Origin of the sequence: Pontibacter populi (assembly GCF_040278685.1) — a bacterium.
GTDB lineage: Bacteria > Bacteroidota > Bacteroidia > Cytophagales > Hymenobacteraceae > Pontibacter > Pontibacter populi.
Map to the genome: position 1 here is coordinate 70,899 of NZ_JBEOKT010000015.1, position 22,384 is coordinate 93,282.

At 44.2% G+C, this 22,384-nt stretch carries 19 protein-coding genes; 5 read left to right on the forward strand and 14 right to left on the reverse strand.

The window, feature by feature from the left end; translation table 11 throughout:
- Nucleotides 1–192: 192 nt before the first annotated feature.
- Nucleotides 193–900 (forward strand): endonuclease III domain-containing protein, encoded by a 708-nt coding sequence (locus ABS362_RS15075; RefSeq protein WP_350413351.1) that lies wholly within the window; start codon nucleotides 193–195, stop codon nucleotides 898–900.
- A gap of 12 nt (nucleotides 901–912) precedes the next feature.
- On the opposite strand, the gene ABS362_RS15080 is transcribed toward ABS362_RS15075, so the two are convergent.
- The 6 genes from ABS362_RS15080 to ABS362_RS15105 all read right to left on the reverse strand — a co-directional run bounded on the left by ABS362_RS15080 (nucleotide 913) and on the right by ABS362_RS15105 (nucleotide 7,539).
- Complete coding sequence (locus ABS362_RS15080) at nucleotides 913–1,296, reverse strand: hypothetical protein (protein WP_350413352.1); 384 nt, start codon at nucleotides 1,294–1,296, stop codon at nucleotides 913–915.
- Between the two features lie 53 nt (nucleotides 1,297–1,349).
- Nucleotides 1,350–1,877, reverse strand: a complete 528-nt coding sequence (locus ABS362_RS15085; protein WP_350413354.1) for a GNAT family N-acetyltransferase — start codon at nucleotides 1,875–1,877, stop codon at nucleotides 1,350–1,352.
- Between the two features lie 19 nt (nucleotides 1,878–1,896).
- On the reverse strand, nucleotides 1,897–2,817 hold the full coding sequence (locus ABS362_RS15090; protein WP_350413356.1) for a hypothetical protein: 921 nt from the start codon (nucleotides 2,815–2,817) through the stop codon (nucleotides 1,897–1,899).
- Between the two features lie 179 nt (nucleotides 2,818–2,996).
- Entirely contained in the window at nucleotides 2,997–5,390 is a 2,394-nt protein-coding gene (locus ABS362_RS15095) for a TonB-dependent receptor (RefSeq protein ID WP_350413358.1), read from the reverse strand.
- Nucleotides 5,391–5,518: 128 nt separating this feature from the next.
- Complete coding sequence (locus ABS362_RS15100; protein WP_350413359.1) at nucleotides 5,519–6,031, reverse strand: hypothetical protein; 513 nt, start codon at nucleotides 6,029–6,031, stop codon at nucleotides 5,519–5,521.
- A 614-nt stretch (nucleotides 6,032–6,645) separates the two neighbouring features.
- On the reverse strand, nucleotides 6,646–7,539 hold the full coding sequence (locus ABS362_RS15105; protein ID WP_350413361.1) for a S66 peptidase family protein: 894 nt from the start codon (nucleotides 7,537–7,539) through the stop codon (nucleotides 6,646–6,648).
- A 155-nt stretch (nucleotides 7,540–7,694) separates the two neighbouring features.
- Here ABS362_RS15105 and ABS362_RS15110 point away from each other — a divergent pair, with 155 nt between their 5' ends.
- Nucleotides 7,695–9,224 (forward strand): AbgT family transporter, encoded by a 1,530-nt coding sequence (locus ABS362_RS15110; protein WP_350413363.1) that lies wholly within the window; start codon nucleotides 7,695–7,697, stop codon nucleotides 9,222–9,224.
- 462 nt (nucleotides 9,225–9,686) lie between these two features.
- Here the strand turns inward: ABS362_RS15110 and ABS362_RS15115 are convergent, their stop codons facing one another.
- Nucleotides 9,687–10,106, reverse strand: a complete 420-nt coding sequence (locus ABS362_RS15115) for a RidA family protein (RefSeq protein ID WP_350413365.1) — start codon at nucleotides 10,104–10,106, stop codon at nucleotides 9,687–9,689.
- 134 nt (nucleotides 10,107–10,240) lie between these two features.
- Between ABS362_RS15115 and ABS362_RS15120 the strand changes: the two genes are divergently transcribed.
- Nucleotides 10,241–11,221 (forward strand): radical SAM protein, encoded by a 981-nt coding sequence (locus ABS362_RS15120; protein ID WP_350413367.1) that lies wholly within the window; start codon nucleotides 10,241–10,243, stop codon nucleotides 11,219–11,221.
- Nucleotides 11,222–11,297: 76 nt separating this feature from the next.
- Nucleotides 11,298–11,816: a gamma carbonic anhydrase family protein gene (locus ABS362_RS15125; protein WP_350413368.1), complete on the forward strand. Its 519-nt coding sequence runs from the start codon at nucleotides 11,298–11,300 to the stop codon at nucleotides 11,814–11,816.
- 68 nt (nucleotides 11,817–11,884) lie between these two features.
- Here ABS362_RS15125 and ABS362_RS15130 read toward each other — a convergent pair whose 3' ends face one another.
- Both ABS362_RS15130 and ABS362_RS15135 read right to left on the reverse strand, forming a co-directional pair.
- Nucleotides 11,885–13,219: a hemolysin family protein gene (locus ABS362_RS15130; RefSeq protein WP_350413370.1), complete on the reverse strand. Its 1,335-nt coding sequence runs from the start codon at nucleotides 13,217–13,219 to the stop codon at nucleotides 11,885–11,887.
- A gap of 189 nt (nucleotides 13,220–13,408) precedes the next feature.
- Nucleotides 13,409–13,636, reverse strand: coding sequence for a hypothetical protein (locus ABS362_RS15135; RefSeq protein WP_350413372.1), 228 nt, complete (start codon nucleotides 13,634–13,636; stop codon nucleotides 13,409–13,411).
- A gap of 671 nt (nucleotides 13,637–14,307) precedes the next feature.
- Here ABS362_RS15135 and ABS362_RS15140 point away from each other — a divergent pair.
- Nucleotides 14,308–16,512: a protein-disulfide reductase DsbD family protein gene (locus tag ABS362_RS15140; protein ID WP_350413374.1), complete on the forward strand. Its 2,205-nt coding sequence runs from the start codon at nucleotides 14,308–14,310 to the stop codon at nucleotides 16,510–16,512.
- 92 nt (nucleotides 16,513–16,604) lie between these two features.
- Here ABS362_RS15140 and ABS362_RS15145 read toward each other — a convergent pair whose 3' ends face one another.
- From ABS362_RS15145 to ABS362_RS15165, 5 genes are all read right to left on the reverse strand, one after another.
- The gene (locus ABS362_RS15145) at nucleotides 16,605–17,867 is read right to left on the reverse strand and encodes a hypothetical protein (protein WP_350413375.1); all 1,263 of its coding nucleotides are present in this window, start codon (nucleotides 17,865–17,867) and stop codon (nucleotides 16,605–16,607) included.
- Nucleotides 17,848–20,286, reverse strand: a complete 2,439-nt coding sequence (locus tag ABS362_RS15150; RefSeq protein WP_350413377.1) for a DUF2339 domain-containing protein — start codon at nucleotides 20,284–20,286, stop codon at nucleotides 17,848–17,850. The genes ABS362_RS15145 and ABS362_RS15150 overlap by 20 nt, the downstream gene beginning before the upstream one ends.
- Before the next feature lie 155 nt (nucleotides 20,287–20,441).
- Complete coding sequence (locus ABS362_RS15155; protein ID WP_350413379.1) at nucleotides 20,442–21,050, reverse strand: superoxide dismutase; 609 nt, start codon at nucleotides 21,048–21,050, stop codon at nucleotides 20,442–20,444.
- An 88-nt stretch (nucleotides 21,051–21,138) separates the two neighbouring features.
- Nucleotides 21,139–21,594, reverse strand: coding sequence for a nucleoside deaminase (locus tag ABS362_RS15160; RefSeq protein ID WP_350413380.1), 456 nt, complete (start codon nucleotides 21,592–21,594; stop codon nucleotides 21,139–21,141).
- A gap of 134 nt (nucleotides 21,595–21,728) precedes the next feature.
- Nucleotides 21,729–22,280 (reverse strand): hypothetical protein, encoded by a 552-nt coding sequence (locus ABS362_RS15165; RefSeq protein WP_350413381.1) that lies wholly within the window; start codon nucleotides 22,278–22,280, stop codon nucleotides 21,729–21,731.
- Between the last annotated feature and the right edge of the window lie 104 nt (nucleotides 22,281–22,384).

Sequence of the window (22,384 nt, forward strand, 5' to 3'; positions counted from 1 at the left end):
GAAGCCACACTGCCAAAAATCCTATCACATATAGCGTACAAATCTGCAAATAGTTGTATTAAAAGTTTAAGAGGAGTGTGGGTGTAAACTATAGTTACAGGCCGTTAGCAAATGTTTTGAAGCAAAGTAACTGGTTCGGGATTAACTGATTAGCTGTGAGCGCGTAAGAAATTGTGCAAAACGATTTTGCTTATGGATGCACACGAACTACTGCCGCAGGAGAAAACACTGCTCACGCACGAGCTGCTTAACAAGGCATACAAACGCCTGAAACTGGAGAAGCGCCGCGACCACATGCACGAGCTTATCTCTACCATGCTATCGCACCGCACCAACCACAAAGACGAAGAAAAGGCTTTTTATACCATGCTGGAGCGTTTCGTGGATTGGGAGGGCGTGATGAACGCCGACTTTGACGAACTGGCCGATGCCATTCAAACCACCCGCTACCCCGGCCAGAAGGTGCCACAGATACAGCAAACCTTGCGACTAATAAAAGAAGAGCGCGGCGAATTTAACATCGATTTCCTGGAGGACCTGCCCGTAGAGGAAGCGATGGACTGGCTGACCAAACTGCCCGGCGTTGGCCCAAAGACAGCAACGTTACTTTTGCTTTTTAACTTTTACAAACCGGTAATGCCCGTCGATACGCACGTATTCCGGATAAGTCAGCGTGTAGGGTTGATAGGCGCCAAAGTTACTGCAAACAAAGCCCATGACCTGTTGCTGCACATGCTGCCCGAAGAGCCAGTTGAGCTGTTTAACTTCCATGTGCATATGCTGCGCCACGGCCAGCGGGTTTGTACGTTTTTCAGCCCTAAATGCGAGGAATGCGTGCTGCACAACACCTGTAATTATTACCAGGATGTGCGGGTAAAAGGAATTGATAAAGCGGCTTAAGGCAAACTATAGTTACTGTTTTAGAATTCTGAAGAACAGATAAGGGGCAATGGCAACCCAGATCGGGATAAGTGCCCAGATGCGCCCTTTCAAAATGTTATAGTCTTCGAGCATCTGCGCCCACGTTTTACCAGACATATAGCCCATCCCAAACTCGAAAACGAGGGTTAAAACCAGCCACAGAACTCCTATTGTAATTGCCTGCTCCGAAGTGGCGGGCGGGTACTTTTTAATTACAAACCAGATATAAACCGCAAAAAGTAAGATAAGTGTTATAGTTGAAATTTGCCGGGCAGCCAGCTCTCCTGTATAGTTCTTAAACCAAAGATCTCTTGCAGTACCATTCAACACTGCAAGCACAATCATCGGGAACCATAACAGGAAATATTTTAGCATGGCATAGCTTAGAAGGTTACATAAAATGGCATATCATAATTCTGAACTATAACTTAAGCTGGTTTAACTATAAGTTCATAGTATAGTAGCTCCTCGTCGCTGTTGGGTAGCTGCACCGTTTTCAGGTATCTCAGGCCTAGTTTTTCCAGTAGCTTCTGCGAAGCGGTATTTTCTTTTACGGTGATGGCGCCAATACGTGTCAGGCCAAAAACTTCTATGGCGGCGCGCTTTACTTCTGTGGCAGCCTCCAGGGCATACCCTTTACCTTCGTGTTCAGGCAAAAACGCAAACCCAATGTCTATCCCATCCAATCCTTCGCGGTCGTAGAGGCCACAGTTGCCCAGTTTTGCACCATCAGCTTTCCGGGTAACGGTATAGTTGCCGTAGCCTAACTTTGCATACTGGGTTAGCATGCGGTTTTGGATATATTCTTTTGCAGCTTCCAGGGTATGCACTTTCCGGTCGCCAATATACTGCAGCCATTTAGGCGTGTTCAGCAGTTCCAGTACAAAAGCAGCATCTTCTTCGGTACTTGGTTTTAGCAGCAGTCGCTCTGTTTCGAATGATCTATAGTTGGGCATGTTTTTGATTAAGGATTTGTTATAAACTTCCGAAAAAGTTACCAGCTGCCCGATGCCTTATCATTAAAGCTGCAAATAGCCCTACACATGCCGAGAACCATGCATTAAAAGGTAAGAGCTCATCTTTAAAGGCCACATCGACCTTGACAGCGAATTCAGGAGAGATATATTCCTTTGAGTTTAATTTTAAAGAATAAATAGGAATGAGTGACTTTGCGTTGCCCAAGCTATCCTGATAGGATTTTGGGATATGAACCTGCGCCTGGGTTGACCAATCCGAATTAACTATAGTTGCCACTTCAGATTCAGGGTTATGCAACTCTAACGGAAAGCCTGATGAGGGGTAAAATGTAGAAGGATACTCTAAAGTAGATAAATGAAATATACTGCCCCTGTTCCGGTTTCCCTTTTGGTAGTTAACATGCAGCAGGCTAACATCCAGCAACTGTAGCTCCTGAACTGAAGATATGGGTTTATAAGTCTGGCTACCCTGATATGACTCAAATGAGACAACTAAAGACATCAGAAAAAGAGCTATTGCTGTTACTGTATTGATTTTAACTGACAAACTTGAATCAATAGCAAGAGGACGTAACAGTGAGATCAAACTCTCTTTATCACCAGCCTGAGCAGATTGCAAAATTTTATCTAAATCTGTTGCAGATGAAGTAGTAGCAGCTATACTCTTAAAAGATATGCCGAAAAGCAGTTCTGATGCCAATCTTAATGAATAGTGGTTATCGTGGACCGTTATAGTTAGGGAGTGCCAGTTTGTAACAGGTATAGTTATCTCAGGATTTGCTGCTTCTCCCACAGTACCAGATACTATTGAAACCTGCTTCCATGGTTTCTCTCTGAACCAATCAACAAGATTTGTACTACGTAGATCAATCTTTTCTACTTTGTAATCAGGAGAGAGGTAACTAAAGAATTTGTTCATGCTTTAAACGTAACTCTTAGGCTATTAGGGTTTGTATACCCTTTCCTGTTACAATATAACTCATTACAACTATAAAACATACTCCAGTTTATCGCCAAACTAATTACCACAAACCAACGCCAGGTTTAGCAGCTCGTTCCAAACCGCAAAGTAAACGCAGGTAGCTAAGGTATGAACCGTTATTTCAGCTTCCCGAAGCGATAATTAAAAGACAGGCTGAACTGGCGCATTTCGGTGTAGGACTCGCGGCGCTGGTAAAAGGTAGCATTTGTGATTTCTGTTGAGGTACGGCGGGTTTTTCGGAATGGGCTCCTGACGGCGAGGCTCATACTTGCTTTGTTATCTTTCAGGAAGTCTTTATTTACAGAGAGGCTGCTCCAGGTATTGCCACCGGTTTTGCCCTGCAATAAAATGTTAGGAGAATTATACCCTACATTACCTCCAGCACGCCAGCTCTTGTTAAACCTGAAACTTACGTTTCCGTGCCCATAATAAGTAAAGCCGTTATTGGTTTGTGGCTTTCCTTCCAGCTGGCTGGTAAATGTGATGTAATTAGTGCCGGTATTCAGGTTAAGATTAAGCTTTTTAAACAAAGTTGTATTAGCGCTCAGGGTAAGGCCATAGTTCCGGTTCTGGCCTGCGTTATCGAAGGTGGTGCGCGCAACGGAGTCGGTGCCTAAGGTGGTAAGCTGTTCTATAGAGTTGTTGGTGAAACTATGGAACACATTGGCATTGATAGATGTGCCTTTAAAGAACGTATCAAACCCTGCCTGCATAGTATGATTGGTAGCAGGGTGCAGATCGGGGTTGCCATAACTGATGTTTAAAGGGTCGGTCAGGTCCACGTAAGGGTCGAGGTAATAGAGTCCGGGCCTGTCTATGCGCTGGGTGTAGGAAAACTTAATGGAGCTATAGCCTTTCAGCATAAAAGACAGCATAATATTAGGGAACAGGCTAAGGTAATTCTGATCTACTTCAGTACCAGATGATCTGAACCTGGCGTCTAATATTGTCTGCTCTGCCCTTACACCGCTCCTCAGGCCCCATTTACCTTTTTTCAGGTTCAGAGAAATATAGGCGGCATGCACATCCTGGTTGTAATCAAAATCATTGCTCTGGTCTGCATTAAGTATAAATTCACCAGTTTCGGGGTTGCGGGTCTTATAAAAATAGTCGCTGCTGTTCTCTTCTAGTACAGATTTTACACCAAACTCCAATGTCTGCTTCCCAAGTGGTTGTATATAGTCAGCCTGCAGCGCATACTCTCTTGATCTATCGTTGTAAGCTGTTTTGCTTTCGCGGCCTGTATAGTTATAAATGGGTTGTAGCGTAAAGTCTGTTGTACTGTTGTTTTGGTTGTTTGCCAGGTTAAATAATAGGGAGAGTAGCTGCTGCTCATTTTTCCTGGATGTATGTTGGTAGCTTAAACTCAGATCATAGCCACTTCCTTCATTTTTACTTGAGTTCAGGTTGCGGTAGGCCTCAGTCTGTTTGCCGGCTGTATTTAGTTGCTCGACCAGTTGTTTATACTTATTGTTACCTGTTATGCTGCTCAAACTATAAGATGCCGTGATGTTGTCGTGTGGGCCCAGGTCATAGCTTAGTTCGGTGCCTCCACTCTGAGACCTGTTTTTAGTATTGCTTTCTCCTGTTTGTTCCAGCTTGTTCTGGCGGGTAAGGTCTTCCCTGAAAAAAAAGCTCCTGGTTCCGGGGCTGGTGTTGGTGCCAGTACTGGCGCGGGCAGAGAAATTTAATTTACCGGCACTGGCCGTGATATGACTACCTGCACTATAACCTTTTGGGGTGTTTACTCCTAAGTTTACAGCACCATTATAGCCACTTATACTTTTGCGGTGTGTTACAATGTTAATAATTCCGCCCACTCCTGCGGCCTCATACCTGGCAGGCGGATTAGTAACAACCTCTACTTTTTTAATAGCACTGGCCGGTAATCCTTTCAGCACATCGCGAAGGTTACCGGTAAACAAAGATGATCTTTTGCCATTGACCAATACCTGGTAAGAATTATTGCCATTAAGTTGCAGGTTGTCGTCAGCATCTACTGTAAGCAGGGGGACTTTACGAAGCAAATCCAGTGCGTTTAGAGTTGCACTCTCCGGATCAAGTTCCACATTGTAAGTGATTTTGTCCGCATCATGCTCTACGAGAGGCTTCTGTATAATAACTTGCACTTCATCGAGGAGGGTAACTGTAGAGGTAAGTTGTATCACCCCAAGGTTTATAGTTGATGAGGTAAAAGCGGGCAGGTCTATAGTTTTGGTTTTGTAGCCTACATAAGAAAGTATTAACTGGTACTCTTTATATGCAAGACCTGTTATCTCAAAAGTGCCCTTATCCGAAGTGAGCGTGTGCTTTATAACCTGGTTTGTTCGTTTTTCCTGCACAACTATAGTTACATAGGAAAGTGCTGCCTGATCAGTGGAGTCTACAACTGTACCTTTGATTTTGACTGGAGAAGTCTGCGCGTGGGCAATTGAAACTATGAAATAGCAAAGAAAAGCTATCGCTAATGATCGCCTTCCATTTTTATTTATTTTTCGCGGAACAGGCATGTTAAAGGGAGAAGATGAATAGATCTAATCCCCTATACTTATTCTTGATTTAGAATTTAGATGTAGGAGATATATAACCATGTTATAAAGGAAGTAGCCGGAGACTAAGCTCCGGCTGAATGGAAATATCATGGACAAGTGGTTGGTACAACTCTATCCCAGAAAGTGATTAAACTTGGTGTTGCTACCTGGTCGCCATTTACAACAAGGTCCAGCTTAGTTAGTGCCAAGGCAGTTACTGCAGATGATAAAGCATTGCCTTTACAAGTGCCCGCAATAGTGAAAGTAGCACTAAAATAGGCTTGGCCATTTCTTACATCTAAAGGTTTTTCATCAGTTTCGCCACTAACGTTGCCTGACTGTCCAGGTACTGGGCCAGCATCCTTACCTCGGTTGTAACAGTTGAAATTGGCATTATAGGTATATTCCACGTGTGCTGATTGGCCTGAAGCAGCTCCAAGGCCATATACTGTTCCGGAAACTGTGATCTCATAATAAGAACTTTTCTCTCCGTTACACACAATTTCTACAGAAACAGATGGAGGATTCTGCTTGTTAAAATGAGGATGCTGCGCATATACATCTTCAAAGCTAAACAGCGCGATCAGCGCGATGGCGAAACTTAAAATTCTTGCTTTCATAATAGTAATTGTTTAATGTTAAGATTATTTGGATTTAAGTATTGTGGTATTTGATTTGTAAAGGCAAAGCGAGGGCAGGCTAATGATTTTGCAGCTCATCAGCTAATGGTAAAAGCTTAATTAGTTATGAATAGTAAAGCGGTATGCTTTTAAGAATAATCTTTGTTCAGTACATCAGCTGGAATTTGTAAACTCAATCATACCTTTCAGAATTAGAAGTTTAAATACCCGAAAAAATGCTTTTACCCTGTAAGGTAGTGCTGGCAATAATGGTATAGTTATAGAGGGAAGATGTTAGGCAGAAACGCTTAGCAACGCTGATTATAGTTTCTGCTGTTAAACTATACAGTCTTAGAAATCAGACCTTAGCTACTTATATAGTTTATACGAGTTTGGTATTGTATTTAACTTGTTTTTAATTAGATAATAGTGGTGGAGTGGAATTTGAAAGCAGATGGTATAAATTTGATGGGGAATATGATTGAATATTGGAATAATCTATTTTAGAGATAAAATATATAGTAGCCTAATTCTTACTTAAAGATAGACAAGTACTTTAACTAAAGATACGCTTAAGATTACTGGTATATGATTTGTTATAGCGCTCAGCTTTTCTAAATATACCTCAATTCTACACCCGACTCACTAATCTCAAGCACCGCTTTTCTACCGCACAACAACGCCAGGTTCAGCGGCTCGTGGCCAACCGGGAAGTTGTAGCAAACGGGGTAATTATACTTGCCGGTATGTTCCATTATGATCTCGTAAGCCGTTTTGCCGAATGGGATGGCGTTGTCTCTCATGTCGCTCATGTCGCCAACTATAAGGCCGGCCAGATTGCTGAGCTTGCCGCTACGGTTGAGGTGCACCATCATGCGGTCGATGTGGTACAGGTATTCGTCCAGGTCTTCGAGGAACAGAATCTTGCCTTCGGTATTGATGTCTGATTTAGTGCCGGTAAGCGTGTGCAGCATCGATAGGTTTCCGCCAACTAATTGGCCTTTAGCGGTGCCGGTGCGGTTAAACGCATGTGGTGCCGAGCTATAGTTTATGTTCTCGCCAAACAATACTTTTCGCAAGGTCTCCACTGACTCTATAGTTCCTTCTCGTCCGAACAGCACCGGCATAATGGCGTGAATCGTTTCGATACCCAGGTTATGGATATGGCTGTGGATAGTGGTGACGTCGCTGAACCCGATCACCCATTTGGGCTGCTTTTTAAACTTCGAGAAATCTACCTGGTCCATGATACGGGTGGTGCCGTAGCCGCCGCGGGCACAAACTATAGCTTTTATAGTTTCATCGTCCAGCATCTTCTGGAAGTCCTGCAAACGTAAGGCATCATCGCCGGCAAACTGGTTATAACTGGCATCTATCGTCTGACCAAGCACCACGTCCAGGCCCCAGCTTTCGAAGGACCTGATGGCAGGCTCTAGTTCGGGAGTGGTTATTTTTCGGGCTGTAGAAATAATGGCGATGCGGTCGCCGGGTTGAAGTGCTGGTATCATAAAAGTGAAAAGTTTAAGCGGCTGCCAAGTTAGGGATTTCTTGTAAAGTTTGCAGGTATCGCAGTTTTTAAGCAATTTCAAGCATCAAACTAAATTCTAACTGTTTAAGCACCTTACTTTTTCCTGCTTAAGCCAAAGGTAAAGCACCCTAATTTATGACTGAACTTCAGAAGAAAAAGTCCGGTATCGACAGGTTTTTGTCTGTTATTGAGCGTATCGGAAATGCCCTGCCACACCCTGCCACACTATTTGCCGGTTTTGCCTTGCTGGTTATCATCCTGTCGTGGGTTGCCAGCCAGTTTGATATGGCGGTTACGCACCCCGGCACCGGCGAAACAGTAACACCTTTTAACCTGCTCTCTACTGAAGGACTGCACATGATCCTGACGCGTATGGTAACCAATTTTACAGGTTTTGCGCCCCTGGGCACGGTACTGGTGTCGTTGCTTGGTATTGGTATTGCCGAAGGTACCGGTCTGATAGGTGCGGTACTGCGATTAGTGGTACTGGCTTCGCCGAAACGTTTGCTAACATTTGTGATCGTATTTGCAGGGGTACTTTCTAACACGGCTTCTGAAGTTGGGTATGTATTGCTGGTGCCCTTGGCTGCGGTAATTTTCCTGGCGGCAGGGCGCCATCCATTGGCTGGTCTGGCTGCTGCATTTGCCGGTGTGTCGGGTGGCTATAGTGCTAACTTACTGCTTGGTACTATAGATCCGTTGCTGGCTGGTCTATCTACTGAAGCTGCCAAAATCATTGATCCTAACTATGCTGTTAACCCCGCTGCCAACTATTATTTCATGTTCGTGTCTACGTTCCTGATCGCTGGTTTAGGTACCTGGGTTACTGAAAAAGTAGTAATACCGAGATTAGGAGAATATACAGGCGATGAGAAACCTGAAAGTATTGACCGCCTGAATGCGCAGGAAAAACGGGGTATACTGTACGCTGGTATAGCAGTGCTGCTGATGGTTGCCTTCATATTGGGTGGCTTGATTCCGGAAGGCGGTTACCTGCGCGATCCAGAGACAGACGAGATACTGCACTCGCCATTCATGTCGGGTATAGTTGCCTTTATCTTTATACTGGCTGGTGTAGCTGGTATTGCGTACGGTGTAGGTGCCAAAACTATAAAAAATGACAGTGATGTAATGCGTGGCATGGCCAAATCGATGGAGACGCTGGGCTCTTATATTGTACTGGTGTTTTTTGCAGCGCAGTTCGTGGCTTACTTTAACTGGACAAACCTGGGGCTTATACTGGCCATTAATGGTGCCGAAGTGCTCAAAACAATGGGCCTGAGTGGAATTCCGCTGATGATCATGTTTATATTGGTGGCAGCCACCATTAACATGGTTATGGGCTCGGCGTCTGCAAAATGGGCTATTATGGCCCCGGTTTTCATCCCGATGTTTATGCTGCTGGGCTATACGCCGGAATTTACGCAGGTAGCTTACCGCATCGGCGATAGTGTTACCAATATTATATCGCCTATGATGTCGTATTTTGCCCTGATCGTAGCATTTATTCAGCGTTATGATAAAAAAGCAGGTATCGGTACAGTAATTTCAACTATGTTGCCTTACTCTATCACCTTCCTGATCGGCTGGGTCATACTGTTCATCATCTGGATTTTGCTGGAGTTGCCAATTGGGCCTGGAGCAGAGTTATATATGCCGAAGTAAACTATAAACTGAACTATAAAGAACGCCGGATAGCCAATAGCTGTTCGGCGTTTTTGTTTTGTAACTACCTTCTTTGTCATTTCGAACACAAGGAGAAACCTGAGTTCTATAGTTGATATTAATGCTTTCCTAAACCAAGCCATCGGTTCAAATCACCTCTAATCCTGGGAGCTTTACTTGCCTATAGTTTCAAATAACCTTTGGTGCCCTCAAGGCCGGGAGGCCCCGTCTTTGGGCATCGCGCTGTGCGAATCTCTTTTGCTCGTTCCTCGCAATGGCTTCGCCACCAGATATTCACAAGGCGCTCAACCTAAAGACTGTGAACTTTCTCATAGCAGCCGCCTCTCTATAATTAGAACCAGTAAGCTTCGATATTTATCGTGGTCGTATTTCCGTAGGGACAGGTCGCGACCTGTCCGCGCGACAGACTTGAGCTATAGAACTATAGTTCATTAACTGAATTTACCTAAGCGAGAAACCATCTTGGTGTGGGTGATCTGCATCGAGTATGGCGGTGGCCTCGATCTCAATTAAAAGATCGGGGTTGATGAGGGCACTTACCTGCACCATAGTTGAGGCTGGTTTTATTGTTCGGAATACTTCGCCATGAGCCCTGCCAATTTCCTCCCACTGGCTTATGTCGGTTACAAACATGCGGGTTCGTACTATATCTTCCATTGTTGCGCCGGCCTGGTGCAGCGCTTTTTCTATTTTCCGGAGTATGAACCTGGTCTGTTCGTATGCATTGCCTTTGCCAATAACCTGGTCGCCATCGGTAGCAGTTGTTCCGGCCACTTCAATAATATTGCCTACCTGCACAGCACGGCTGTAACCGATCACGTCTTCCCATACGGCACCGGATGAGATGTTTTGCCTGTTCATAAACTTTAGAGTTTAAGAGTTAGTGAGTTATGAAGTATAAATGTAGAAATTCTATAGTTTAGTTAATTCATCTGATCATTCGTAATCTATACTAATTCATAATTCATAATTTTGAATTCATAATTCCCCAACTGATGCGCCTGAGAACCAAACCTGTACTTTGCAATTATTACGTTACCTACCGTTGTAACGCAAAGTGCTCGTTCTGTGATATCTGGGAAAAACCATCGCCTTACATAACGTTAGATGATGTGCAGCAAAACCTGCGCGACCTTAAAAAACTGGGTGTGCAGGTGATAGACTTTACCGGCGGCGAACCGCTGCTGCACCGGCAGATAGACGAAATGTTGGCTCTGGCGCATAACATGGGCTTTATTACTACCCTCACTACCAATGCCATGCTTTACCCTAAACTGGCCAGCCGGTTGAAAGGGAAAGTAGATATGCTGCATTTTTCACTCGATTCTGCTCACAAGGAAACCCACGACACCGGCAGGGGAGTAGCTTGTTACGATTTTGTGATGGAGTCTATAACGGTGGCAAAAGAACTGGGTGAGCGGCCGGATATACTTTTTACAGTGTTCCGGCATAACCTGCACGAACTGGAAGAGGTTTACCAAACTATAACCCAGCCCAACAAACTTGTGCTCATCCTGAACCCGGCTTTTGAGTACAACACCGTAGAGACAGGCGAACGACTAACAGAAATAGAGTTGGACTACCTGACACAGTTTGGTAAGCGGAATGGCGTGTACCTGAATGAAGGTTTTATACAGCTCCGAAAAGATGGCGGTAACCATATTAATAACCCTGTTTGTAAAGCAGCAACCACCACTATCGTTATATCCCCGGAAAACGAACTGGTGCTGCCCTGCTACCACCTGGGCACTAAAAGTTACCCGATAAACGGAAACCTGCAGCAACTATACTATAGCCCCGAAGTAGAAAAACTAAAGCAACTGGAAGGTAAATTGCCCGCCTGCGAAGGCTGCACTATAAACTGTTACATGCAACCCAGCTTCGCCGTTAACATCAACAAGTACTTCTGGAAAGCCCTGCCCAGCACCCTCAAATACAATTATAGCAAAGGCACCTGGAAACGGTTGTTTGTCTGAATCAGGATTTACAGGATTTTAGGATTAGCAGGATTAGTCTTTAACTTTACCAGATCAACAATCAACAATTAAATATATGCCAGTTATACTTCCGGTTAAAGGCGTGATGCCACAGATAGGTGAAGAAACCTTTGTAGCAGAAAATGCAACTATAGTTGGCGATGTGGTAATGGGCCGCGCATGCTCGGTATGGTTCAATGCCGTGATCCGGGGCGATGTGAACGCGATCCGGATCGGGGACAAGACAAACATACAGGACGGCGCAGTGATACATTGCACCTACCAGAAAGCCGCTACAACGATTGGCAGTAATGTGTCTGTTGGCCACAACGCGATAGTGCACGGCTGTACTGTAGAAGATAACGTGCTGATAGGTATGGGCTCGATCGTGATGGATAATGCCCTGGTACAGAAGAATTGTATAGTTGCCGCCGGCGCTATAGTTCTGGAAAATACCGTGTGTGAATCTGGTTGGATATATGCAGGCATTCCAGCTAGAAAAGTAAAGCAGCTGAGCCAGGAACAGATTGAAGGTCTGGATAAGGTAGCCAACAACTATGTAATGTACAGCGGCTGGTTTACTGGTAAAGAGTAAAAATAAAAACGCCTGCGCTGCCAGTTTATAGTTAGCAACGCAGGCGTCTGTTATTCTATAGTTTAGGCTTAATGCTCCGGCATTTCGCGCTGTATGCTGCCTTCACGCATATCTTCTTTTATTCTGAATAGCACCGATATCAGGCTTCTTTCTGACTTTTCCAGCACACTAATTTCATACTCGTTAAAGTCTATGGTGTCGCTGATGTCTTCCGGGATCTGGCCGTACAACACACTTACCAATCCGCCAACCGTTTCGTAGTCTTCGCCTTCGGGTAATGGGTAAGGCAAATAATCGTTGGCATCAGAAATTGGGGCCGAGGCACTTACTTTATATTCGTAATCGCTGACCAACTCTACCAACGGCACTTCCTCATCGTACTCATCCTGTATCTCGCCAACCAGTTCTTCAATAATGTCTTCCATGGTAACAATACCCGACACGCCACCAAACTCATCGGTAACTATAGCTATGTGCATGTGGCGTCGCTGGAACTGTTTCAGCAGGCGGTTGATCTTCTTGGTTTCCGGAACAAAGTAGGCAGGTCTGATCAGTTTCTCCAGTACCACAGGCTCACCCAGTCGGATAATGCTCAGCAGGTCTTTCACGTACAGTACACCAACTATATTATCGATGCTGCCATCGTAAACCGGGAGGCGTGAGTAGCCTTCGTTAAAGATGATCTCCATCAGGTCGTGCTCCGAAATGTTGATGTCGATAGCGATCATTTTAGTACGGGGCACCAGAATCTGTTTTACCATGCGCTCGTTAAACTGGAACACATTTTCTATCAGTTCGTGCTGCGAATCATGTATGGCACCGCCTTCGGCACTTTGCTCAAACAGCAGGCGTAGTTCTTCGGCAGAGTGTACTTCGGAGCCATGCAGCGCCCGGATGCCAATAGAGCGGAGTATAAAGTTGGAGAAGCCGTTCAGTAACCAGATAAACGGAATAAACACGATATAAAAGAAACGAAGTGGCAGCGCAATAGCCAGCGTTGTAGACTCAGGGCGTTGTATAGCCAGCGACTTTGGAGCCAGCTCACCGAAAACAATGTGCAGCACCGTGATCAAAGCAAAGGCAATTGGTAGCGCTATGCTATGGGCAACCTCCGGGCTTGGCTCAAAACCAAAAGCCGACATAATGTTTATAATGATTTCAGAAACAACGCTTTCACCTATCCAACCCAAGCCAAGCGAAGCCAGTGTAATACCCAGCTGTGTAGCCGACAGGTAAGCATCAAGATGCGAGATCATGTGCTGCGCCATTTTAGCCATTCTGTTGCCGGCCTGGGCGCGCAGTTCAATCTGAGAAGACCGGACCTTTACGATAGCAAATTCAGCGGCCACAAAAAAGCCGTTTAGAAATACCAGGAATATGGTCAGGAAAATATTAAATATCATAGTTTATATCAGGAAGCTAAAGCTACTACAGCTGTAAAATTAACTAAAATACGATGTTAACCTACAAATGTATATAGTTTAGAAAATATTGTCGGCCATAAAAGCGCTGAGCGATAAGTAGATAAGGCCTAAAAAACATAAAGGTGCCTGTAGGAGGCACCTTTATATTATGGATACTCTGGCAGCAAACTATGCATGCAGCACATAAGATGCCTTGGCGGTTGTAAACAACTCGTGGGCATTAGCAGAAGTTAAGCGCGGAAGAAATATCTTCTTGGCCTCATCTTCTGAGATCAGTTTGTATGTGTTTGGAGCCAGCGTATCGAGGAAGGGATTACAAAAGGAATAAATATACTCATCCGACATGGTTTTATAAACTACATGAAAGTTATGCTTCTCGTCTCTTACAAGTTTCATAGCTTTAAAGATGTAGTCAAAAACTCGTCCGCATTCTGTCTTCAGTAGTTGCTCTTCTGTATGCTGTAGACTTTGGTTCATTGCGCTTTGTTAGTTGAGTTATATTATTTCTTATTTACTCTACATTCAAAATTAATTTAAAATTCCTTCGGTTTATGCACTACAGCTAAGTTCCAAGTGAACGATGCTGCTGAATTGGTATATGTGCAAAAATTAAGGGTAAAAGTTATAGTATAAATGATGTTTTTGTAGTTTGAATTACTTGTATAATATACTGATTATATTTGATAAAAGTTATATTATTATATATAATTTTTTAATTATTTTATAAAAATTTGCATTAGGTTAATTTTAATGGGTTTTTATTTACGAACTATAAACAATGCTAAGGCTTTGATACATGCAATTTTGTGAGCTTTGCAAAGCGTATTTAGAGCAACAAGAACTATAGTTTATTACCGCGATAGCTGTGCATCAGAGAAGGTGGGTTTTAGTCGTTTTAGAGTTGCAGTATATATAGTTAAGGCTGCTTTACATCTCACTATAAATAACGGATTGCACAAGGCAGTAATATATTTTTTACTTTTGTATTATAGTTGCTAACATAGCACCCGTTACGCAGTTATATTTGAGCAAAACGCTGACAGCGTTTACAAAACTAAAAAGCACTTATGCTTACTAATAAATCTGTTAAAACCCTTTTTGCAGTAGCGATGCTCTGGCTGTTTGCCTTTAGTGCCGTTGCGCAAGTTTTAAAACCTGCTACATGGAGCTACGACGTTTCGAAGAAGCAGGTAGCTGTAGGCGAAGAAGTAGAACTGATCTTTAATGCCCGTATAGATAAAGACTGGTACCTGTACTCTTCTGACTTTGACCCGGACCTGGGACCAATGGTAACCGAGTTTAAATTCGAGAAGCATCCGTCTTACGAGCTGGTTGGTAAACTTGTACCGGTTAAACCCAAAAAGAAATACGACGACCTGTGGGGTGGCGAATACACCTACTTTGTTGGAACAGGACAGTTCCGCCAGAAAATTAAAGTATTGAAACCAGAGCTACTGGTAAAAGGCACTTACGAATACCAGGTTTGTACAGACATCGATGGCCGCTGCATTCCGTTCGATGATGAATTTACCTTTACTAACAAACAGATACAGGTAACTGGCAAAGCAGCAGCAACTACAACTACAACACCAGCTGCTACACCAACTATAACTAAAGATGCGCAACCTGCTGCTGATGCACCGCAAACTATAGCACAGCCTTCTGAAACTATAGATACTGTTACAAAGCCTGCGTTTGCAAACAGTGCTGCAACTATAGATACCGTAACTGCCCCTGAAAATGCAGCAACTGTACAGGCAACTACAGCAAATACAACCCTGACCGACCCGGCAACTGATGAAGATGATTTGTGGACATTTATGCTGGTTGCCTTTGGCTCGGGATTAGTAGCGTTACTAACACCATGTGTATTTCCGATGGTGCCCATGACGGTAAGCTTCTTTACAGGGAGCAGTAGCAGCCGTGGACAGGCAATTTTCAAAGCTTTGGTCTACGGTCTTTCCATCATTGCCATTTATACAATCATCGGAACTATAGTTGCCCGCTTGTTTGGTGCTGATGGCGCTAACTTTATCAGTACGCACTGGATACCGAATGTACTTTTCTTTCTGGTATTTGTAGTCTTTGCAATGTCCTTTTTCGGGATGTTCGAGATCACGTTGCCAAGCTCGTGGTTAACTAAAGTTGATGCGCAGGCAGATCGTGGTGGTTGGATTGGAGTGTTCTTTATGGCCTTCACGCTGGCGCTGGTTTCGTTCTCGTGCACCGGGCCTATAGTTGGCAGCATACTGGTAGCATCGGCAGGCGGCGAAATGATACGCCCTATTATGGGGATGTTTGCCTTCTCTTTAGCTTTTGCCTTGCCATTTACCTTGTTCGCTATCTTCCCATCGTGGCTGAGCGGTTTGCCTAAATCAGGTGGGTGGTTAAACTCTGTTAAAGTAGTTTTGGGCTTCATAGAGCTGGCTCTTGCACTTAAGTTCCTGAGTATTGCCGACCAGGTATATCATTGGGGCATCCTGGACCGCGAAGTTTACCTGGCACTTTGGATCGTAATCTTTACATTGATGGGCTTTTACCTGCTAGGTAAACTCAAATTCTCTCACGACTCCGAACTGAAGTACATTAGTGTGCCACGTCTGTTCTTCGCTATAGTTACGTTTGGCTTTGTGATCTACTTGATTCCGGGTATGTTCGGTGCACCGCTCAAAGCATTATCGGGTTACTTACCACCACAAACTACCCAGGACTTTGACCTGAATGCGATTGCACGTCAGGGCAATGGCAGTAATAACACAGTAGGCTTAGCCTCAAACCAACTATGCGAAACTCCAAAATACGGCGACTTCCTGCATCTGCCACACGGGCTGCAGGGCTACTTTGACCTGGAACAAGCAAAGAAATGCGCTGCAGAACAAGGTAAGCCAATCTTTATAGACTTTACCGGCCACGGCTGCGTAAACTGCCGCGAGATGGAAGCTAATGTGTGGTCGGACCCTGCTGTGCTTAAACGCCTGCGCGAAGACTATGTGATTGCTGCTTTGTATGTAGATGATAAGTCGGAATTACCGGAACACGAATGGTATACCAGCAAGTACGACGGCAAGGAGAAGAAGACCTTAGGTAAAAAGTACGCCGATTACCAGATCACGAAATTCAATGTAAACGCCCAGCCCTACTATGTGCTGATGGATGAAAACGAAAACGTGCTGGTTAAGCCTATAGCCTACGACCTGAATGTAAATAACTTCGTGAAGTTCCTGGATGCAGGGGTGGCAGCTTATAAAGCAAAACAGATCGCGCAGAAGTAATTGTTACAATTAAGACCTCGGTCATAAACTATAAAAAAGCCACACCATAAATGGTGAGGCTTTTTTATAGTTTGGTAAAGAACCTGTGCTGATCATACCTGCTTTTTGGTATCCATTTCTTTTAACAATCTTATGGTCATGTAAGTAAGGCCGGCAATAACAACTGCTATAGCAGCCCAGATAATGATAGTAGTTGTGTTGTCCTTTTGCTTTTCTGCTTTCCGGATCTGCTTTAGCTCCGCTGTCTGGAGTATAGGTAAATCAGCGGGGATACTGTCCTGGAAATACTGGAGTTCATATTCAGGTGCTTCCGCCTTTGAGTTTCCGAACTTTAACGTGTAATCCTGGTCTCGCGAGAGGTCAGCTACAAGATAACGGTTAAGCTGCAGAGGCTTTATTTCATCAAATTCCAGTGGCCTGTTATCCGCGTTTTGTATGACAATCGTTAACTCCTCTATTGCCAGGCGAGGCAACTCAACTATAGCAGGCGCATTAGAACTTAATACAAATGGTACTGATCGCTGCTGGTTCTGTTGCCTTTTTCGTTTGCTTCTGCGCCTACGCATTACTTGTTCTTTGCCTAACAGCACATAGCCATTCCGGTGGTATAGTTGCGGCGAAACGATGCTAAACTCCAGGCGATCGGGATAAACAGGCTGGGCAAAGCGCAGAGTTATATAAGTGCTTTTGACAGATGCGCTGTCTTTGCGGGTATTATTCTGAACAGGAATAGATGTATACTTGCCAGCCTCAGTGTAGGTATCGTAATAGCCAGCCTGAAGGATGTTTAGCGGTGCACTTGCAGAGTCGTTTAGCTGCAGGCGAAAGTAACGGTAATCGCTCAGCGGGAAGTCCAGGAGCTTAACTTCTGCCGTGCTTTGGTTATTGTTAATAGCATATAGCGTGTGCTTATCTTTTAGTACATACCAGTCCTGTCGGTTATCGCTCCCGCTAAGTTTTACATCTTTACGGACATCTGCATTGCTGATAAGTAAACTAATGTTGTTGAGCTTGTGCTTGTCCGGGTTTGAGATAAGCAATTCCGAGCAGCAGCCTTTCTGGTGCGTATAGCTAAGAATATCATACTCCTTAAATAACCGCTTGTATTGTACCGGTTGTTCCGTACGAAGCAGGTAAGGCACTTCCTGGCCAGCATTATTATAAAGCCGGATATCAGAAAAGTCTGCCTGCAGCCTGCCTGTAACCTGTGGGCTAAGCAATATACGATTAAAGCCTTCCTGCTGGGGTTTCGCCACATGTGTCTGCCAGGTAAACTGCTGCGCATCTGCTGTCTTGGTCATAACAGCAGATACTACCAGAAGCAGAAGCTTCAGGCTATGCGTTATTAACTTCATTCGTAGTAGCCGTGTCATCAGTAAGAATTAACACCTTAAGCTTTTGATACATAAAAGATATAACCAGGAGCAGTACACCTAGGCAAATAAACGCGGCAATCTTGCCACCTTCCGAAATACCATGGATATCAAAAATAAACAACTTAAGAAGCGTTACAAAGAAGAGTGTAAGCGACACGATACGCAGCGTTTTGAGCTTATGCTGCATCCCAATCATCATCAGAATAAAAGAGCTTATTCCCCAAAGTATAGGGAAACCAACTTTACGGATCTGTGCAACCAAGGCCTGCAGGTCATCACCAGGATTATAGAACAACAACACAGAAAGATGCTCTAACTCCGCGCTTGCCAGGAACACGGCTACAAAACTTGCGCACCACAAGGCTACTTTTCCTAATTGAGAGTTAAAACCAAACTGCTGTGCCACCAAACGAAGGAGATGAACAACTATAAGTAGAACCAAGACTAAAGGCAGGTAATGCAGCAGGAAGCTAGCGAAGGTTTCGCCTTCTCCTGATAAGTAGGCATTACGGGCTTCATAAGTAGCTGGGTGCAAGATGGTAAAGTATAAAAAGATGCCGATCAGTGACAGCACTGCTACACCATTTTGCAGCAGTTGGTTCGGTTGGCGTGCACTCAGTAGCAGCAATGCAAACAGGTACATATAATTATAGAATCCAACTATAAAATATACTGTGGCATAGCTTACTCCTAGTATATCGAGTGTGTATTGGAGCTCTAGTAAAAGTACAAGGTATAGTGTTAGCACAACTATAAAGCCTACAATAGCCCGGTATATTTCCGCTGGTAAATACCTTATCAAAATCAGGTCGTGTTCGCGTTGTAGTAACCATAGGTTCGCGGCGAGTGCCAGAACAGCAACTATACCAGTTATAAATACCTTATTCAGAACTATAGCTAAAGGCTCAGGCTGTGCTAACTGATTATAGTAAAGGCTCCAATCCATTATAAGGCTGAAGAACATGAGCGTTAGTACCAGTACCGATGCCACCCTGATCAGCTTTATACCTGAACGTTGAGATAGCCATAACAGAAGCACCGACTCTAACGCCCAGAATAAAGTAATGTAGTTGCCTTTTAGCTGCACAGGAGCTGTTAAACTCAGGAAAGTAAGCACAAGCCCTATGAGCAGATACACCAGGTTTTTGTCTGCCTTCTGGCTTTTGTAAAGCAGATACGCGAATACAAAATTAAATACTGCTATAGATATTGTAAACAAACCCTGGTAGTTACCGCCTGCCACATACTGCAATACATACATTCCTGCCGAGTAGTAAAGGAAGGTATTGCTGAGCAGGATCATGATTTCGGGACCCGTAAAGTGTCTTCGCTCTTTAATGTTGTTGATGATGTTCATGGCAAAGAACACCAGGTAAAACAGGGTGGCAAATACTAATGCTCCTATATATGGCGGGTTATCTGCATCTACTACTCTTGTACTTAACCAGCCACCGTAAAGTATAATCGTGAACACATAAGCGATAATGTTCAACAGGCTCCATTTCTTAAAGTAAGCCAGTACCAGAATGCCCAGGTTGAGGATCAGAATGAAAACAAACAGAACGATGTAGTTGCCTTCTCCGGTACTTACCATAAACGGACTTGCAAACCCACCCACCAGGGCAAGTATAGCTAACTCAATTCTGTTATAAGCTATAGATAAGAAGATGGAGAAGCCGGTGAGCAGTACCATCAAGAGAAAAGTAACTGTTTGGCTAAAGAGCTGGTACTCGTGGAAGGCAATGGCAATAGTAAAGTATAGAACGGCCATACCGCCGCCAACAAGTACGGAACTGAAAGCCTGGTAAGTTTTTCGCAATCTATGGGCTACTCCAAGCAATGCACCGCCCGCCAGTATGCCTATGGCAACACGGCCAATCTCATTTATCCAATCCTGGTCAATAGCATATTTCACAAAGAAACCAATGCCAAGTACCAGTATACCTATGCCTAATTTGTTGATCAGGTTCTCGCCGATAAACTTTTCCCAATCCAGATTTTCCAGGAACTTATCGAAGATAGATGGTTCTGTTGGTTGTGTAGGTACTTCTGTGTAAGCTGCCGTAGTAACCGGAACAGGTTGCTCCAGTGGTTGCGTTCGTGGCTCAGGCCTGATGGCAGGCTCCGGACGAAGAGGCACTGGTATAACAGGTGGAGGTGTGGGTGCTGGTGGTGCAACAGGTCTTATAACCTGTGGTTGCTCCTGAGCTGATTTAGGTGCACCGGCAGCTACATCCGGTGCAGATCTGGCAGTTTGTTTTTCTAGTTGTTCCCGCAGGTCAATGATCTCTTTATGGAGATGGTGAAGATCGAATTGGTTGTTATCAAGCTTGTTTAATAGTTGCTTTCCGTACCATAAAACTGAAATGGCTATCAGAAGCAGTAAGGCTAATTCCATAGAGCAGGTGCTTATTTAAACTCTATATTAGATATTTTCTTCTGAATATAAAAGGAGCTTACTATATATGAGAAAAGCCCCGCCATTTCTGGTCGGGGCTTTATAGTTTAAAGAACTCTTTTGTCTAAAAGTCCTTTGTTAGGAACTCTGGAAAACTACTTCGCTTCGTTGTAGCGTTTTGTTACTTCTTCCCAGTTCACTACGTTCCAGAAAGCGTTGATGTAATCCGGACGACGGTTCTGGTAGTTCAGGTAATACGCGTGCTCCCAAACATCAAGGCCTAAGATCGGTGTACCACCACAACCTTCAGAGAATGACATTAACGTGTTGTCCTGGTTAGGAGTAGAGCAGATCTCTAACTTACCACCCTTAACGCAAAGCCATGCCCAGCCAGAACCGAAACGGGTTGCTGCAGCAGCGTTAAACTTCTCTTTAAACTGGTCAAAAGAACCAAAAGTAGAGTTGATCGCATCTGCCAGTTCGCCGGTTGGCTGACCACCACCGTTCGGAGAAAGTACTGTCCAGAACAGGTTGTGGTTGTAGTAACCGCCACCGTTGTTACGAACTGCTTTGTTTTCCCCATCCAGGTTACGCAGGATCTCTTCAATGCTCTTGCCTTCCATATCTGTGCCGGCAATGGCTTTGTTCAGGTTGTCTGTATAGGCCTGGTGGTGTTTTGTATGGTGGATCTCCATGGTGCGTGCATCAATGTGCGGCTCCAGGGCATCGTAAGCGTAAGGTAGTTTCGGAAGTTCGAAAGCCATAGTTTTATATATTTTTATATGTGGAAAATAACATACGTAGCAATCTTATAGGGTACGTATGTGTTTAAACTGTTAGTTTCAAATTTAGCTATTTTCTTTTGGCTGCAAAAAAAGAAGCCATCAGGTCGGCACACTCCTGCGCCATTATGCCGCTCACCATTTCGGTTTTAGGGTGCAGCAAATTGCCTACAGTTCTATAACCGCGCTTGGGCTCGGTTGTTCCGAAAACCACTCTTTTTAGCTGCGCCCAATAGCTGGCACCTGCACACATTATGCAGGGCTCTACAGTTACATAAAGCGTGCAATCATGTAAGTATTTGTTGCCCAGGTATTCTGATGCCGCAGTAAAGGCCAGCATTTCGGCGTGTGCCGTTACGTCGTTCAGTTTCTCGGTCTGGTTGTAGGCTTTAGCTATAATACGGTTGTTAGCAACTATAACAGCACCAATCGGTATTTCGCCTTCTTCAAATGCCTGCTGCGCCTGCCGGTAAGCCTGCTGCATAAAGTGCTCGTCGCTGTAGATTGATAAAAAGTCTGTAGCCATGGTTGTAAAGGTACCCGGTAAGGGGGGCGAAATCAAGTATAAAGTGGTTTAACTATAGTTGCGTATAGGTTTTACTGAAATAAAAAAAGCCTTCCCGGGTAAAGGAAAGGCTTTTAAACTATAGATAAGTGATATTACTTTTTGATTTTCACAGAACCCATTATCTCTCGGGCTGTGTCCTGCCAGTTATTTTTGAGCTGGAAAGGTACGTGCAAAGTATAAATTTGGAGCTGGTTGCCGATAATAGTATACTGGATGATGCTGTAGGTCTGTACAGGTCTCAGGTTAGAAGCACCTCGGGTATCGGCGAGCCTGGATACAAACTCGAAAACTATAAATTTCTGTCCTTTAACTTCTGTTACTTCCTGCCGGATAAAGTCGATGTTGGTAAACGTTTCTACCAGGTTGGCTTTATAAAATTCGCGCAGCATATCCAGGTCATCGGCCTGGAACCTTGAGCGCTTCAGGGTTAAGTTGAAGTCAATATTGCCATCCGGGCTAGTGTAAGCAGCTACAGGTCTCGTGGTTGCAGGATATTCGCGGGCGATGTCGTTATCCGACATAGGCGTAAAATCCTTTGGCAACAGGATGCTGATATCTTTGGTAAGGTTTACCTTTTTAAGTTTTGGGGCGGCAAAAGTTACGCCGGCAATAAGAATGATAAGCAGGAATGCAAAATAACGCATGTTCATAGAGGTTGTGTAGACAAAGCTATAAATTATTGATCAAATAACAGGGAGTAAGCTGAAGTAGTGCAATTTCTTTGCCAAAAGTTTAAGGTTGGTGCAAA

Bases quoted from the DNA above. Each gene is read 5' to 3' on its own strand.
- ABS362_RS15130 (WP_350413370.1), bottom strand. From the start codon at position 13,219: ATGATATTTAATATTTTCCTGACCATATTCCTGGTATTTCTAAACGGC.
- ABS362_RS15135 (WP_350413372.1), bottom strand. From the start codon at position 13,636: ATGAAACTTGTAAGAGACGAGAAGCATAACTTTCATGTAGTTTATAAA.
- ABS362_RS15155 (WP_350413379.1), bottom strand. From the start codon at position 21,050: ATGGCTTTCGAACTTCCGAAACTACCTTACGCTTACGATGCCCTGGAG.
- ABS362_RS15075 (WP_350413351.1), top strand. From the start codon at position 193: ATGGATGCACACGAACTACTGCCGCAGGAGAAAACACTGCTCACGCAC.
- ABS362_RS15085 (WP_350413354.1), bottom strand. From the start codon at position 1,877: ATGCCCAACTATAGATCATTCGAAACAGAGCGACTGCTGCTAAAACCA.
- ABS362_RS15105 (WP_350413361.1), bottom strand. From the start codon at position 7,539: ATGATACCAGCACTTCAACCCGGCGACCGCATCGCCATTATTTCTACA.
- ABS362_RS15150 (WP_350413377.1), bottom strand. From the start codon at position 20,286: ATGGAATTAGCCTTACTGCTTCTGATAGCCATTTCAGTTTTATGGTAC.
- ABS362_RS15125 (WP_350413368.1), top strand. From the start codon at position 11,298: ATGCCAGTTATACTTCCGGTTAAAGGCGTGATGCCACAGATAGGTGAA.
- ABS362_RS15100 (WP_350413359.1), bottom strand. From the start codon at position 6,031: ATGAAAGCAAGAATTTTAAGTTTCGCCATCGCGCTGATCGCGCTGTTT.
- ABS362_RS15160 (WP_350413380.1), bottom strand. From the start codon at position 21,594: ATGGCTACAGACTTTTTATCAATCTACAGCGACGAGCACTTTATGCAG.
- ABS362_RS15115 (WP_350413365.1), bottom strand. From the start codon at position 10,106: ATGAACAGGCAAAACATCTCATCCGGTGCCGTATGGGAAGACGTGATC.
- ABS362_RS15140 (WP_350413374.1), top strand. From the start codon at position 14,308: ATGCTTACTAATAAATCTGTTAAAACCCTTTTTGCAGTAGCGATGCTC.
- ABS362_RS15145 (WP_350413375.1), bottom strand. From the start codon at position 17,867: ATGAAGTTAATAACGCATAGCCTGAAGCTTCTGCTTCTGGTAGTATCT.
- ABS362_RS15165 (WP_350413381.1), bottom strand. From the start codon at position 22,280: ATGCGTTATTTTGCATTCCTGCTTATCATTCTTATTGCCGGCGTAACT.
- ABS362_RS15110 (WP_350413363.1), top strand. From the start codon at position 7,695: ATGACTGAACTTCAGAAGAAAAAGTCCGGTATCGACAGGTTTTTGTCT.
- ABS362_RS15120 (WP_350413367.1), top strand. From the start codon at position 10,241: ATGCGCCTGAGAACCAAACCTGTACTTTGCAATTATTACGTTACCTAC.
- ABS362_RS15080 (WP_350413352.1), bottom strand. From the start codon at position 1,296: ATGCTAAAATATTTCCTGTTATGGTTCCCGATGATTGTGCTTGCAGTG.
- ABS362_RS15090 (WP_350413356.1), bottom strand. From the start codon at position 2,817: ATGAACAAATTCTTTAGTTACCTCTCTCCTGATTACAAAGTAGAAAAG.
- ABS362_RS15095 (WP_350413358.1), bottom strand. From the start codon at position 5,390: ATGCCTGTTCCGCGAAAAATAAATAAAAATGGAAGGCGATCATTAGCG.